Raw genomic sequence first — 13,688 nt, forward strand, 5'->3', positions numbered from 1 at the left:
AAACAAGTCCGAGGCCGGGGATGTCAACATATCTGGCGTTGACTTTTGGCACGCTGTTGAGTTCTCAAGGAACGGACACTTCCTTCAGGCGGCTTTCACCGGCCCTCCGGGCGCTTCGTTCTTTCGTGATTCCAGCGTATCAGATCCGTTTGCCGTTGTTTAACCGGCGCTTTTCGTTTCTGAAATCTGGTGTTAACCGTCGACTTGCGGCGACTCGACCAACCATAGCGGGTCGTCGGGCCGAGCGCGAATCGGGCCGCGCCGGTGTCACCCGGACGGACGCGTGATTTGTTGCTCTCGCGAGCATATACAGCAATGGTCCCGATTCGCCAAGATGCCTGTAGAGTGCGGCGCATCGGCCAAGAGGACTAGACCACTAGTGGTCGACGAGATGACTGACTGGTGGGGGCGGACGGCGCGGCCGGCCACCCGGAATGTCAGCGGATGTCCGAAGTTGACATGATTTAGGCTTCAGTCGATCACCCCGCCGCGTTCGCGGCCGCTCGCCTGTACTGCGCACTTGGGAGGCTCATCCATGACCACTGTGACGTCGCCGCTGACCGGCCGGGTCGTAGGGCTCGCCGGCGTGCCGGACCCCGTGTTCTCGGGTGCGATGGTCGGCCCCGGCACCGCGATCGACCCGGTGCGTCGGCCGACCGAGGCCGTTGCCCCGGTCGACGGCGTGGTCGTCTCGATGCACCCGCACGCGTTCGTCGTCGTCGACGCGGACGGGCACGGGGTCCTGACGCACCTGGGCATCGACACCGTCCAGCTGAACGGCGAGGGCTTCGAGCTGCTCGTCAACAAGGGCGACACCGTCACCCGCGGCCAGGCCGTCATCAAGTGGGACCCGGCCGCCGTCGAGGCCGCCGGCAAGTCGCCGATCTCGCCGATCGTCGCGCTGGAGGCCGCTGCCGACTCGCTCGGCGGGCTGCTGGAGAGCGGGGAGGTCGCCGTCGGCGACGCCCTGTTCAGCTGGAGCTGACCTCTCCTCCCCTTCTTAAGGACACACCCGCCCCACCGCTCCGGTCGGGGCGGCCCGGCACACAGCGGTACCCGGCGGGGCCGCCTCTCTCACGGAGAAAGACATGGAGAAGACGCTGCGAGGCGTGGGTGTCAGCCACGGAGTCGCGATCGGCCAGGTGCGGCACATGGGCACCGCGGTGCTGGAGCCCCCGGCCACCCAGATCCCGACCGAGGACGCTCCTCGCGAGCAGGCCCGCGCCCAGGCAGCCGTCGAGGCCGTGGCCGCGGACCTGATCGCCCGCGGCAACCTGGCGGGCGGCGAGGCCCAGGCCGTGCTGGAGGCCCAGGCGCTGATGGCGCAGGACCCGGAGCTGATGGCCGACGTCTCCCGCCGGATCGCGGTCGGCAGCAGCGCCGAGCGCGGCGTCTACGACGCCTTCGCCGCCTACCGGGCGCTGCTCGCCTCGGCCGGGGAGTACCTGGCCGGCCGAGTCGCCGACCTGGACGACGTGCGGAACCGGATCGTCGCGCGCCTGCTGGGCGTGCCGATGCCGGGTGTGCCGGACAGCGACGAGCCGTACGTGCTGTTCGCCCGGGACCTCGCGCCGGCCGACACCGCGCTGCTGGACCCGACGCTGGTGCTCGGCTTCGTGACCGAGGAGGGCGGGCCGACCAGCCACAGCGCCATCCTGGCGCGTGCCATGGGCGTACCGGCCGTGGTCGCGCTGCCGGGGGCGTCCGACGTGGCCGAGGGCACGGTCGTCGCGGTGGACGGCAGCTCCGGTGACGTGCTGGTCGAGCCGAGCACCGAGAAGCAGGACGAGCTGCGCCGGATCGCCGCCGAGCGCAAGGCGGCGCTGGCCGCCTCCTCCGGCCCGGGCGCGACCTCGGACGGGCACCGGATGCCGCTGCTGGCCAACGTCGGCGGTCCGGCGGACCTGCCGGCCGCGCTGGAGGCGGGCGCCGAGGGTGTCGGTCTGTTCCGCACCGAGTTCCTCTTCCTCGACGACTCGGCGAAGGCGCCGACCGAGGAGAAGCAGGTCGAGGCGTACCGCAAGGTGCTGGAGGCGTTCCCGGAGGGCCGGGTCGTGGTCCGGGTGCTCGACGCGGGCGCGGACAAGCCGCTGGACTTCCTGACCCCGGCCGACGAGCCGAACCCGGCGCTGGGTGTGCGCGGTCTGCGCACCCTGCTGGAGCACCCCGAGGTGCTCCGGACCCAGCTGCGGGCGCTGGCGACGGCCGTCGAGGGCCTGCCGGTGCACCTCGAGGTGATGGCCCCGATGGTGGCCGACCGCAAGGACGCCAAGGACTTCGCCGAGGCGTGTCGCGAGGCCGGGCTGAGCGCCAAGTTCGGCGCGATGGTGGAGATCCCGTCGGCCGCCCTGCGGGCGCGCTCGATCCTCCAGGAGGTCGAGTTCCTCTCCCTCGGGACCAACGACCTGGCCCAGTACGCCTTCGCCGCGGACCGCCAGGTCGGTGCGCTGGCGCGGCTGCAGGACCCGTGGCAGCCGGCGCTGCTGGACCTGATCGCGTTCGCCGCCGAGGCCGCGCAGGCCGAGGGCAAGAGCTGCGGTGTCTGTGGCGAGGCTGCCTCCGACCCTCTGCTGGCCGTGGTGCTGACCGGTCTCGGTGTCACCAGCCTGTCGATGGGCGCGGCGTCGATCCCCTATGTGCGGACGGCGCTGGCCAAGTACACGCTGGCGCAGTGCCGCCGGGCCGCCGAGGCGGCGCGGGCGGCGGACAGCGCCGAGGAGGCGCGGGCCGCGGCGCAGCAGGTGCTGTCGGGCGAGTAGCGGTCGCTGCACACAGCGACGACGTCGAAGGGGCCCTCCCCACCGGGTGGTGGGGAGGGCCCCTTCGACGTGTCCGGGGGTCGGTCACTCGGCGGCGGCAGCGGCGGCGCGCTCGCGCTCCTGGCGCAGCTGTTCGAACCAGCGCAGGTGGTCGAGGTTGTCGACGGAGCCGGGGTTGACGGCCTGGTCGAGCGGGGTGCCGGAGAGCAGGCGCTTGACCGGGACCTCGATCCGCTTGCCGGTGAGGGTGTGCGGCAGGCCGCGGACGGCGATGACCTCGTCGGGGACGTGGCGCGGGGAGAGCTCGGTGCGCAGCGAGGTGCGGATGCGGCCGATGAGGTCCTGGTCGAGCTCGGCGCCGGGGGCGAGGACGACGAAGAGCGGCATCCAGTAGCCGCCCTCGGGCTCCTCCAGGCCGATGACCAGGGATTCGGCGATCTCGGGGAGGCGCTCGACGACCTCGTAGATGTCCGAGGAGCCCATCCGGACGCCCTGGCGGTTGAGGGTGGAGTCGGAGCGGCCGTGGATGACGACGGTGCCGCGGGAGGTGGCGGTGATCCAGTCGCCGTGGCGCCAGACGCCGGGGTACACGTCGAAGTAGCTGTCGTGGTACCGGGTGCCCTCGGGGTCGTTCCAGAAGCCGGTGGGCATGGACGGGATGGGCTTGGTGACGACGAGTTCGCCGACCTCGTCGGTGAGCGACCGGCCGTTGACGTCCCAGGACTCGACGGCGGCGCCGAGGCTGGGGGCCTGGATCTCGCCGAGGTGGACCGGGAGGGTGGGGACGCCGCCCACGAAGCAGGAGCAGACGTCGGTGCCGCCGCTGACGGAGGCGAGCCAGACGTCCGCCTTGACCTCCTCGTAGATCCAGCGGAAGCCGTCGGGCGGCAGGGGGGAGCCGGTGGTGCCGAGGCAGCGGACGGCGGAGAGGTCGAGGTCCCGGCCGGGGTGGAGGTCGGCCTTGCGGCTGGCGATGACGTAGGCGGCGGAGGTGCCGAGGACGGTGGCGCGGGTGCGCGCGGCCACGGACCAGAAGGCGCCGGTGTCGGGGTGGCCCGGGCTGCCGTCGTAGGTGACGACCGTGGACCCGACGAGGAGGCCGGCGAGGAGGAAGTTCCACATCATCCAGCCGGTGGAGGTGTACCAGAGGAAGCGGTCCTCGGGGCCGAGGTCGAGGTGGAGGCCGGCCTGCTTGAGATGCTCGACCAGGATGCCGCCCTGGCTCTGGACGATGGCCTTGGGCAGGCCGGTGGTGCCGGAGGAGTAGAGGACCCAGAGCGGGTGGTCGAAGGGGACGGCCTCGAAGACCGGCTCGGTGTCCTCGGCGGTCAGGTCGTCCCAGGCCAGGGCGCCCTCGGGGGCGGGGGCGCCGAGCAGGGGGACGTGCACGACCGTGTGCAGGGTGGGGAGTTCGCGGCGGAGTTCGGCGACGACCTCGGTCCGGTCGTGGTCCTTGCCGCCGTAGTGGTAGCCGTCGACGGCGAACAGGACGACCGGCTCGATCTGCTGGAGGCGGTCGAGCACGCTGCGGGCCCCGAAGTCGGGGGCGCAACTGGTCCAGACGGCGCCGACGGCGGCGGTGGCGAGGAGGGCGACGGCGGCCTGCGGGATGTTGGGCAGGTAGGCGCCGACGCGGTCGCCGGGGCGGACGCCGCAGGCGCGGAGGGCGGCGGCGAGGGAACCGACCTGTCGGCGGAGTTCGGCCCAGGTGAGGACGAGCGGCTCGTCGGTGGTCTCGTCGAGGTGGAGGACGGCGGGGCGGTCGGCGTTCTCGGCCTGCTCGCCGGCGCGCAGGGCGTGCTCGGCGTAGTTGAGGCGGGCGCCGGGGAACCAGCGGGCGCCGGGCATCGCGGGGTCGGCGAGGACGGCCTCGGGGGCCTGGGTGAAGCGGACGTCGAACCACTGGGTGACGGCGGTCCAGAAGCGGTCGAGGTCCTCGACCGACCAGGCGTGCAGGGCGGCGTAGCGGGCGGCGGCCTCGGCGTCCGAGTCGGTGGGGGCGAGCGGGGCGGCCGGGGCGCCGTGGTGCTGGGCGGCCCAGGCCTGGAAGGCCACGATCCCGGTGCCGGCGGCACGCTCGGGGTTCGGGCGCCAGAGCGGCTGGTCCTGGGTTGGGGTGCTCACGGTGGTGGTCTCCCGGCCGGTGATGAGGGCGGACGGGGTCGCTTGTGGCAGGGCCCGCGTCCGGTTGGGGGCTGTCGGAGCAGACCCTGCCATGTGAGCGGCCGGGGCGCCAGGGTCTGCCCGGCGCGGCCGTGGCTGGTCAGGGGCGGGTGAATTCGCCGTTGAACCAGGAGCGGGAGACACGGGTGTGGAAGGGGAAGGCGAGCGGGGTTTCGGGGGTGGAGAGCTGCCAGCCGTCGGTCTCGTCGGTGGGGACGGAGGGCGGGAGCTCGGCGAACGGGCGGGCGGGGAGGAGGCCGAAGAGGCAGAGGAAGCCGCCGCGGGTGTCGGAGTCGGTGGCGACCAGGGTGACGTCGGTGTGCTCGGCGAGGATGCCGGTCTCCTCGCGCAGCTCGCGCACGCAGGCCTGCTGCCAGCTCTCGCCGTAGTCGATGTAGCCGCCGGGGAGGGCGAGTTCGCCGTAGCCGGGCTCGATGGTGCGGCGGATGACCACCAGGGCGGGGGCGGTGTCCTCCTGGACGACGGGGAGGAGGGTGACGACGACGGGCAGCGGGTTGCGGTAGCTGATCTCGGTGCAGGCGGAGCAGGTCCGGGGCCAGCCGTCGGTGCCGGGCGGGTAGGGGGCTCCGCAGAAGTGGCAGTGGGAGTTGGGCTGCTGGCGCACGGTGCCGGCCTCTTCAGTCGTCATGGCCGGATGGTAGTGCGGGCGGCCGGGAGCGGGGTGGTGGTCAGGTGATCCGGTCCGGGGAGGGCTCCGGGGTGGGCTGCTGCGAGGGCTCCTGGGACGGATCGCCCTGGGCGGGGCGGAGGAGGGCCGGGTGGAGGAGTGTGGCGCCGCCGGCGTGGTAGGTCCGGGCGCGGGGGCCGCCGCGGGCGCCGCCGCGCTCGGTGGTGGTGCCGGTGCCCTCGACGAAGCCGGGGACGGAGAGCACCTTGCGGTGGAAGTTGCCCGGGTGGAGCTTCTCGTCCCAGACGGCCTCGTAGACGGCGCGCAGCTCGGGAATGGTGAAGTCGTGCCGGAGGAAGGCGGTGGCCAGCGGGCTGTACTCGATCTTGGCGCGGGCGCGGTCGAGGCCGTCGGCGAGGATCCGGGCGTGGTCGAAGGCGAGCTCGATCGGGGTGACCGCACCGGTGGCCCGGGGCTCGGCCGGACCGGCGGGCTGCTCCGGCTCGGTGGGGCCGGTGCTCCCGCCGACGCCACCCCCGTGGGTGTCGGCGGGAGCAGCGGCGGACTCGGACCGGCCGGCGGGCCGGAGGTCGAGGTCGGTGACCGGGTGCCAGGCGGCGTGCGCCGCGTCGCTGCCGGCCTGCGGATCGGGCAGGTCGGGGGCGAAGGCGAGGTAGGCGACCGAGATCACGTGCATCCGCGGGTCGCGGTCGGGCACTCCGTAGCTGCCGAGCTGTTCGAGGTGGATCCGGCTGAGGGCGCCCTCGGCGCCGCCCGTGCCGGGCAGGCCGGTCTCCTCCGCGAGCTCGCGGGCGGCGGCCTCGTCGAGGCTCTCCTCGCCGGCCCGCAGGAACCCGCCGGGCAGGGCCCAGCGCCCCTGGTAGGGCGGGAGGGCGCGCTCGACGAGCAGGACATGGAGTCGGCCCTGGCGCAGGGTCAGTGCGACCACGTCCACGGTGACGGCGACCGGGGTGAAGGCGCGCGGATCGTAGGCGGCGAGCCAGTCCTGCTCGGTGGTGTCCACGCTGCGCGCTCCTCTCTCCCGCCGGGCCCGCGGTGGCGGGCGGCCGTCCTTCTCGGTCTGAGCACAACGTAGCGATCCCTTGACTCTGCGGCAAATGGTTTTCCGCCCCGGCCCCGGCCGGCCGCTCCTACCCTGTGACCAGGGCGTCCTGCGGATCGGCCGGGACGCCGCCCGCCCCGAGGAGGACGTGATGGACCGGGCAACCCCGTCGGCCCCGGCGGGTCCGGCGGACTTCGCGGCCGCGCTGGCGGCCGGGCCGCTGGTGCTGGACGGCGGGCTGTCCGAGCAGCTGGCCTCGGCCGGGTTCGACCTGACGGACGCGCTGTGGTCGGCCCGGCTGCTGGCGGACGCGCCGGAGGCGGTCGTGGCGGCGCACCGGGCGTACTTCGAGGCGGGCGCGCGGGTGGCGATCACCGCGAGCTACCAGGCGAGCTTCGCCGGTTTCGCCCGGCGCGGGGTGGGCCGGGCGGCGGCCGCCCGGCTGATGGCCGGCAGCGTGGAGCTGGCCCGGGAGGCGGCCCGCGGGCTGCCCGGGCCGCGCCGGTGGGTGGCGGCCTCGGTGGGTCCGTACGGGGCGGTGCTGGCGGACGGCTCGGAGTACCGGGGCCGGTACGGGCTGACTCGGGCCGAGCTGGAGGCGTTCCACCGGCCGCGGCTGGAGGTGCTGGCGGCGGCCGGTCCCGATGTGCTGGCGCTGGAGACGGTGCCGGACGTCGACGAGGCGCGGGTGCTGCTGCGGGCGGTGCGCGGGCTGGGGGTGCCGGTCTGGCTGTCGTTCGCCGCGGCGGACGGGCGGACCCGGGCCGGGCAGCCGCTGGCGGAGGCGTTCGCGCTGGCGGCCGGGGCGGACGAGGTGGTGGCGGTCGGGGTGAACTGCTGCGCGCCGGAGGAGGCGGACCGGGCGGTGGCGCTCGCGGCGCGGGTGTCGGGCAAGCCGGTGGTGGTGTACCCGAACAGCGGCGAGGGCTGGGACGCGGCGGCCGGGGCGTGGTGCGGGGAGCCGACCTTCGGTGCGGCCGGTCCTCCCCGGGCCGACGGCCGGGCCCGGGTCGCGGGCTGGCTGGCGGACGGGGCGCGGCTGGTGGGCGGCTGCTGCCGGGTCGGACCGGCCGGGATCCGGGCGGTGGCCGCCGGGGCGGCCGCCGCGACCGGGGAGCGGAGCGTCCGCGGCTAGGTGATCGGGACCGGACGGGCGGCGGTGCGCGGGCGCACGACCGGGTCGGCCGACGCAGGTTACCGAGGGGGAAGGTGCACGGAACGGCGGCGGCCTGGCAGACTCGTGCCGTTACCACTGCGGTCGACATTGTCGACCGCCTGTCCGCGCGGAGGTACCAATGCCCGGCCCGATCCAGTCGCTCTCCCGGGCCGCCGCGATCATGCGTCTGCTGGCCGGCGGCGAGCGCCGCCTGGGCCTGTCGGAGGTCGCGACGGCGCTGGACCTGGCGAAGGGCACCGCCCACGGGATCCTGCGCACCCTCCAGCAGGAGGGTTTCGTCGAGCAGGACCCGGAGAGCGGCAAGTACCAGCTGGGCGCCGAGCTGCTGCGGCTGGGCCAGAGCTACCTGGACGTGCACGAGCTGCGCGCCCGGGCCCTGGTCTGGGCGGACGACCTGGCCAGGGCGTCCGGGGAGACCGTCTACCTGGGAGTGCTGCACCAGCGCGGGGTGCTGATCGTGCACCACGTCTTCCGGCCGGACGACACCAGGCAAGTGCTGGAGGTCGGCTCGATGCAGCCGCTGCACTCGACCGCCCTGGGCAAGGTGCTGCTGGCCTACGACCCGGTGGCGCGCGGCGAGCTGGGCGAGGGTCCGTTCGAGTCGTACACCCCGCGGACGCTGACCGAGGCCGCGGACGTGGACGCCGAGGCGGCGCTGACCCGTGAGCGCGGCTGGGCCGACGCGGTGGAGGAGACCTGGGAGGGCGTGGCCTCGATCGGGGCGCTGATCCAGGACCGGCGCCGCAATCCGGTGGGCGCGGTGTGCATCAGCGGCGCGGTCGAGCGGGTCTGCGAGGACGGCTTCGTGAAGCCCTCGCTGGTCGCCTCGGTGCGCAGCGCGGCCAGGGCGATCTCCCGGGACCTGGGCGCCGGGCGGTTCTGACCGCGCCGGTCGGGCCCGGGCCCGACCGCTCCCGTGCCTTCCGGGCGGGGGCCCGCAGTAACGCGGTAACACAGGAAAACGTTCACGCTGAGGCGCGGACGGGCGAAATGCCCGTCCGCGCCTTACCGTTTTGTCCAAAATTGCGACGATCCGATCGGTAACTACGGGTAGCGCGGCGAGCGAAGGGTCACAGCTGCGTAACCCGGCCTTGACGAGAGGGCAACCCGGGGAGGAAGCTTCCGCATGACGGTCGACATTGTCGAACGATGGCCGTGCGAATCCATCCCACAGAGCGCTCACCCGCCCAGCGATCCGCCCGGCCCCTGCCCCCACCCGCACCTCCGGGCCATATGGACAAGGGAGTCTTTGTGTCCGCGTTCTCCAACGGCGACATCTTCGTCGGCGAAACCCTCGGCACCGCCGCCCTGATACTTCTCGGCGGTGGCGTCTGTGCCGCCGTGACGCTCAAGAAGTCGAAGGCCCTGAACGCCGGCTGGCTGGCGATCACCTTCGGCTGGGGCTTCGCGGTGATGATCGCCGCCTACATGTCGGCCCCGAAGTCCGGCGCCCACCTGAACCCGGCCGTCACCCTGGCCCTCGCCGTCGACAGCGGCGACTGGAGCAAGGTCCCGATCTACCTCGGCTCCCAGCTGCTCGGCGCGATGATCGGCGCCGTCTTCGTGTGGCTCACCTACCTCGGCCAGTTCCAGGCCAACCAGGAGCCCACCCTCGGCATCTTCTCGACCGGCCCCGAGATCCGGAACCCGGTCCAGAACCTGCTCACCGAGATCATCGGCACCTTCGTGCTCTGCCTGGCCATCCTCACCCAGGGCCTGACCAAGGGCCTCGGCCTCTCCGGCACCGGCATCCTGATCGTCGCCTTCACCGTGGTCGGCATCGGCCTCTCGCTCGGCGGCCCGACCGGCTACGCCATCAACCCGGTCCGCGACCTGGGCCCGCGCATCGTCCACTCGCTGCTGCCGATCCCCAACAAGGGCGGCTCCGACTGGTCGTACGCCTGGATCCCGGTGACCGGTCCGATCATCGGCGGTCTGCTGGCCGGCGGCCTGTACCACGCCGCGTTCTGATCCCCCCGGGTTTCCACCCCACCCGAGCACGGGGACTGACCTGAGAGTCAGGCCCACCGCCCCCCGCCAACCTCTTGAGCCGAGGACCCTCATGACCTCCACTGGCAACTACATCGCCGCGATCGACCAGGGCACCACCTCCAGCCGCTGCATCATCTTCGGCGCCGACGGCCGGATCGTCTCCGTCGACCAGCAGGAGCACCGGCAGATCTTCCCCCAGCCCGGCTACGTCGAGCACGACGCCGCCGAGATCTGGACCCGGGTGCAGTCGGTCGTCCGCGGCGCGCTGGAGAAGGCCGGCCTGACCAAGGACGACATCCGCGCGATCGGTATCACCAACCAGCGCGAGACCACCGTCCTGTGGGACAAGCACACCGGCGAGCCGGTGCACAACGCACTGGTGTGGCAGGACACCCGCACCGAGGCGCTCTGCCGCGAGCTGGGCCGCAACGTCGGCCAGGACCGCTTCCGCCGCGAGACCGGCCTCCCGCTGGCCAGCTACTTCGCCGGCCCGAAGATCCGCTGGCTGCTGGACAACGTCGAGGGCCTGCGCGAGCGCGCCGAGGCCGGCGACATCCTCTTCGGCACCATGGACACCTGGGTCATCTGGAACCTCACCGGTGGTGTCGACGGCGGCAAGCACGTCACCGACGTGACCAACGCCAGCCGCACCATGCTGATGAACCTCAAGACCCTGGCCTGGGACGAGGAGATCGCCGAGTCGATGGGCGTGCCGATGGCCGTCCTGCCGGAGATCCGCTCCTCCGCCGAGGTCTACGGCGAGGCCGTCGGCGACCTGGCGGGCGTCCCGGTCGCCGCCGCGCTCGGCGACCAGCAGGCCGCGCTGTTCGGCCAGACCTGCTTCAACGAGGGCGAGGCCAAGTCCACCTACGGGACCGGCACCTTCCTGCTGCTCAACACCGGCGAGAAGATCGTCAACTCGTACCACGGCCTGCTGACCACGGTCGGCTACCGGATCGGCGACCAGGCCCCGGTGTACGCCCTGGAAGGCTCCATCGCCGTCACCGGCTCGCTGGTCCAGTGGCTGCGCGACCAGCTCGGCATCATCTCCACCGCCGCCGAGATCGAGACCCTCGCCAACACGGTCGAGGACAACGGCGGCGCCTACTTCGTCCCGGCCTTCTCCGGCCTGTTCGCCCCGTACTGGCGCTCCGACGCCCGCGGTGTGATCGCCGGCCTCACCCGGTACGTCACCAAGGGCCACCTGGCCCGGGCCGTCCTGGAGGCCACCGCCTGGCAGACCCGCGAGGTCGTCGACGCCATGCAGAAGGACTCCGGGGTCGAGCTCACCGCCCTCAAGGTCGACGGCGGCATGACCAGCAACAACCTGCTCATGCAGAACATCGCCGATGTCCTGGACGCCCCGGTCGAGCGCCCGTACGTGGCCGAGACCACCGCCCTCGGCGCCGCCTACGCGGCGGGCCTGGCGGTCGGCTTCTGGAACGACCTCGACACCCTGCGGGCCAACTGGCACCGCGCCGCCGAGTGGACGCCCCGCATGGACGAGGCCACCCGGGAGCGCGAGTACAAGAAGTGGCTCAAGGCCGTCGAGCGCACCATGGGCTGGGTGGAGGAGGAAGAGAACAACTGATCGCGAAGCCGGTCGGGGCCCCGTGCCCCGGCCGGCCCGCTCCCGTTTCACCGGCCCGTCGCACCGGGCCGACCCGGTCTCTCCGCACAGAGGCCGTACGCACACCGAGAGGAGTAACGGCGCCGCCCGACCCGCGCGCCGTACACACACCATGGCAACCATCCCGACCCTGGGCGCCGAGCGCACCGCCGGCCGCACCGCCTCCCGCGCCGAGACCCGCGAGCTGCTCGGCAAGGCCACCTACGACCTGCTGGTGATCGGGGGCGGCATCCTCGGCACCGCTGTCGCCTGGACCGCGTCCCAGGCCGGCCTGAAGGTCGCCATGGTCGACGCCGGCGACTTCGCCGGTGCCACCTCCAGTGCCTCCTCCAAGCTCGTCCACGGCGGTCTGCGCTACCTGCAGACCGGCGCGGTCAAGCTGGTCGCGGAGAACCACAAGGAGCGCCGGGTGCTCTCCACCGACGTGGCCCCGCACCTGGTCAACCCGCTGACCTTCTTCGTGCCGGTCTACAAGGGCGGCCCGCACAGCGCCCCCAAGCTCGGCGCCGGCGTCTTCCTCTACTCGGCGCTCTCCGCCTTCCGCGACGGTATGGGCCGGGTCTCCACCGCCGCGCACGCCGCCCAGCAGGTGCCCGCGCTGCGCACCGAGGGCCTGCGCTCGGTGGCCGTCTACGGCGACCACCAGATGAACGACTCGCGCGTCGCCGTGATGACCGTGCGCGCCGCGGTCGAGGCCGGCGCCGTGGTGCTCAACCACGCCGAGGTCACCGGCCTGCGCTTCACCGGCGGCCGGGTCACCGGTGCCGAGCTCAAGGACCGCCTGGACGGCACCGAGTTCGGCGTCGACGCCCGCCTGGTCCTGAACGCCACCGGCCCCTGGGTGGACCACCTGCGCCGGATGGAGGACGCCGGCGCCGCGCCGTCGATCCGCCTGTCCAAGGGTGCCCACGTGGTGGTCAAGCGCCGCTCGCCGTGGCGCGCCGCGCTGACCATCCCGATCGACAAGTACCGCGTCTCCTTCGCCATCCCGTGGGAGGACCACGTCCTGCTCGGCACCACCGACGAGGAGTTCACCGGCGACCCGAAGGACGTCCGGGCCACCGAGGCGGACGTCGACCAGATCCTCGGCGAGGCCGCGCACGCGATCCGTGACGAGCACATCGACCGCGACCTGATCACCTACAGCTTCGCCGGCCTGCGGGTGCTGCCCGGCGGCCCGGGCGACACCGCCGCCGCCAAGCGCGAGACGGTCGTCACCGAGGGCAAGGGCGGCATGCTGTCGGTCGCCGGCGGCAAGTGGACCACCTACCGCCACATCGGCCGCACCGTGCTGGAGAAGCTGGCCCACGTGCCCGGCACCTCCCTCGGCGAGGACATGTCCCCGATCGCCCCGACCGTCCCGCTGCCGGGCGTCGGCGCGCCGAACGCCGTCGCGCACCGCCTGCTGATCGACCGTGACCCGGGCTCGCGGATGGAGCCGCTGGTCGCCAAGCACCTGGCCAGCCACTACGGCACGCTCTCCTTCGACATCGCCCGGATGATCGACGAGAACCCGGAGCTGGGCCGGCCGATCCACGAGGACGGCCCGGACGTCTGGGCGCAGGTCGCCTACGCGGCCGCCAACGAGTGGGCGTACACCGCCGACGACGTGCTGCGCCGCCGCACCACGATGACCGTCCGCGGTCTGGACACCCCGGAGATCCGGGCCGAGGTCGAGACCTTCCTGGCGAAGCACGGGACCAAGTAGCACGGATCGGGTGACCGGCACGGTCACCCGATCAGCAGGGCGGGCACCCCCCGGAGCGGGGGTGCCCGCCCTGCGTCGTTGTCGGGACCGTCGATGCCGGCGAGGTCGTCGAGCCCGTCCGGGGCGTCGATGACGTACGGCGCGTCTCGATCGGATCACCATTCCCAGGAAATGTTCAGAAATTGGGCCACTATGCCCCCTTTGTCATGATCATCTTGTCTTTTGATCTTTCCTATGCTCCGCGCATCGCCCATGTTCAAGGGCGAGTCAAGGAGCCCCCATGCATGTCTCAAGAAGGACCCTGAGCGGTCCTCCGGCCGCCGCGCTGGCCCTGACCCTGGTGCTGAGCGCCTGGTCGCCGGTCGCGTTCGCGGCCAAGCCACAGGCCAAGCCCACCCCCGGCAAGCCCCCCACGGCCGCCCCGCTCGACCCCGGGCTGAGCATCGGCACCGCCCGGGCCGCCGCCCAGAAGACCGGCAAGCGGATCGAGGCCGTCTCCGAGCGCGACGAGACCTCCACCACCTGGGCCAACCCGGACGGCACCCTCACCACCGAGCTCTCGGCCGGC

General features: G+C 72.9%; 10 protein-coding genes. 7 read left to right on the forward strand and 3 right to left on the reverse strand.

Annotation, left to right across the window (positions count from 1 at the left end):
- Positions 1-535 precede the first annotated feature (535 nt).
- Together IF01_RS0130650 and ptsP are read left to right on the forward strand one after the other, a co-directional pair.
- Complete coding sequence (locus IF01_RS0130650) at positions 536-985, forward strand: PTS sugar transporter subunit IIA (protein ID WP_030396842.1); 450 nt, start codon at positions 536-538, stop codon at positions 983-985.
- Between the two features lie 103 nt (positions 986-1,088).
- A complete protein-coding gene (gene ptsP, locus IF01_RS0130655) occupies positions 1,089-2,759 on the forward strand; it encodes a phosphoenolpyruvate--protein phosphotransferase (RefSeq protein WP_030396843.1) in 1,671 nt (556 codons plus the stop codon).
- Between the two features lie 84 nt (positions 2,760-2,843).
- On the opposite strand, the gene IF01_RS0130660 is transcribed toward ptsP, so the two are convergent.
- From IF01_RS0130660 to IF01_RS0130670, 3 genes are read right to left on the reverse strand one after another with little or no spacing between them, the layout of a single operon-like run.
- Positions 2,844-4,976, reverse strand: coding sequence for an acetoacetate--CoA ligase (locus tag IF01_RS0130660; protein ID WP_078880460.1), 2,133 nt, complete (start codon positions 4,974-4,976; stop codon positions 2,844-2,846).
- A 46-nt stretch (positions 4,977-5,022) separates the two neighbouring features.
- Positions 5,023-5,571: an NUDIX domain-containing protein gene (locus IF01_RS0130665; protein WP_030396845.1), complete on the reverse strand. Its 549-nt coding sequence runs from the start codon at positions 5,569-5,571 to the stop codon at positions 5,023-5,025.
- A gap of 40 nt (positions 5,572-5,611) precedes the next feature.
- Entirely contained in the window at positions 5,612-6,574 is a 963-nt protein-coding gene (locus tag IF01_RS0130670) for an NUDIX hydrolase (protein ID WP_051756524.1), read from the reverse strand.
- A gap of 190 nt (positions 6,575-6,764) precedes the next feature.
- Between IF01_RS0130670 and mmuM the strand changes: the two genes are divergently transcribed.
- From mmuM to IF01_RS0130695, 5 genes are all read left to right on the forward strand, one after another.
- Positions 6,765-7,748 carry a homocysteine S-methyltransferase gene (gene mmuM, locus IF01_RS0130675; protein WP_051756526.1) on the forward strand — a complete coding sequence of 328 codons (984 nt, stop codon included), beginning with the start codon at positions 6,765-6,767 and terminating at the stop codon, positions 7,746-7,748.
- Between the two features lie 160 nt (positions 7,749-7,908).
- Positions 7,909-8,673, forward strand: a complete 765-nt coding sequence (locus IF01_RS0130680; RefSeq protein ID WP_030396848.1) for an IclR family transcriptional regulator — start codon at positions 7,909-7,911, stop codon at positions 8,671-8,673.
- A gap of 350 nt (positions 8,674-9,023) precedes the next feature.
- The gene (locus IF01_RS0130685) at positions 9,024-9,761 is read left to right on the forward strand and encodes an MIP/aquaporin family protein (RefSeq protein WP_030396849.1); all 738 of its coding nucleotides are present in this window, start codon (positions 9,024-9,026) and stop codon (positions 9,759-9,761) included.
- A 91-nt stretch (positions 9,762-9,852) separates the two neighbouring features.
- Entirely contained in the window at positions 9,853-11,373 is a 1,521-nt protein-coding gene (gene glpK, locus IF01_RS0130690; RefSeq protein ID WP_030396850.1) for a glycerol kinase GlpK, read from the forward strand.
- Positions 11,374-11,524: 151 nt separating this feature from the next.
- Positions 11,525-13,120, forward strand: coding sequence for a glycerol-3-phosphate dehydrogenase/oxidase (locus tag IF01_RS0130695; RefSeq protein ID WP_030396851.1), 1,596 nt, complete (start codon positions 11,525-11,527; stop codon positions 13,118-13,120).
- Positions 13,121-13,688: the final 568 nt, after the last annotated feature.

The organism is Kitasatospora purpeofusca (assembly GCF_000718025.1).
Taxonomy (GTDB): domain Bacteria; phylum Actinomycetota; class Actinomycetes; order Streptomycetales; family Streptomycetaceae; genus Kitasatospora; species Kitasatospora purpeofusca.

Excerpts from the sequence above, each read along its gene's own strand:
- IF01_RS0130650 (WP_030396842.1), top strand. The coding sequence starts at position 536 with ATGACCACTGTGACGTCGCCGCTGACCGGCCGGGTCGTAGGGCTCGCC.
- ptsP (WP_030396843.1), top strand. The coding sequence starts at position 1,089 with ATGGAGAAGACGCTGCGAGGCGTGGGTGTCAGCCACGGAGTCGCGATC.
- IF01_RS0130660 (WP_078880460.1), bottom strand. The coding sequence starts at position 4,976 with ATGGCAGGGTCTGCTCCGACAGCCCCCAACCGGACGCGGGCCCTGCCA.
- IF01_RS0130665 (WP_030396845.1), bottom strand. The coding sequence starts at position 5,571 with ATGACGACTGAAGAGGCCGGCACCGTGCGCCAGCAGCCCAACTCCCAC.
- mmuM (WP_051756526.1), top strand. The coding sequence starts at position 6,765 with ATGGACCGGGCAACCCCGTCGGCCCCGGCGGGTCCGGCGGACTTCGCG.
- IF01_RS0130680 (WP_030396848.1), top strand. The coding sequence starts at position 7,909 with ATGCCCGGCCCGATCCAGTCGCTCTCCCGGGCCGCCGCGATCATGCGT.
- IF01_RS0130685 (WP_030396849.1), top strand. The coding sequence starts at position 9,024 with ATGGACAAGGGAGTCTTTGTGTCCGCGTTCTCCAACGGCGACATCTTC.
- glpK (WP_030396850.1), top strand. The coding sequence starts at position 9,853 with ATGACCTCCACTGGCAACTACATCGCCGCGATCGACCAGGGCACCACC.
- IF01_RS0130695 (WP_030396851.1), top strand. The coding sequence starts at position 11,525 with ATGGCAACCATCCCGACCCTGGGCGCCGAGCGCACCGCCGGCCGCACC.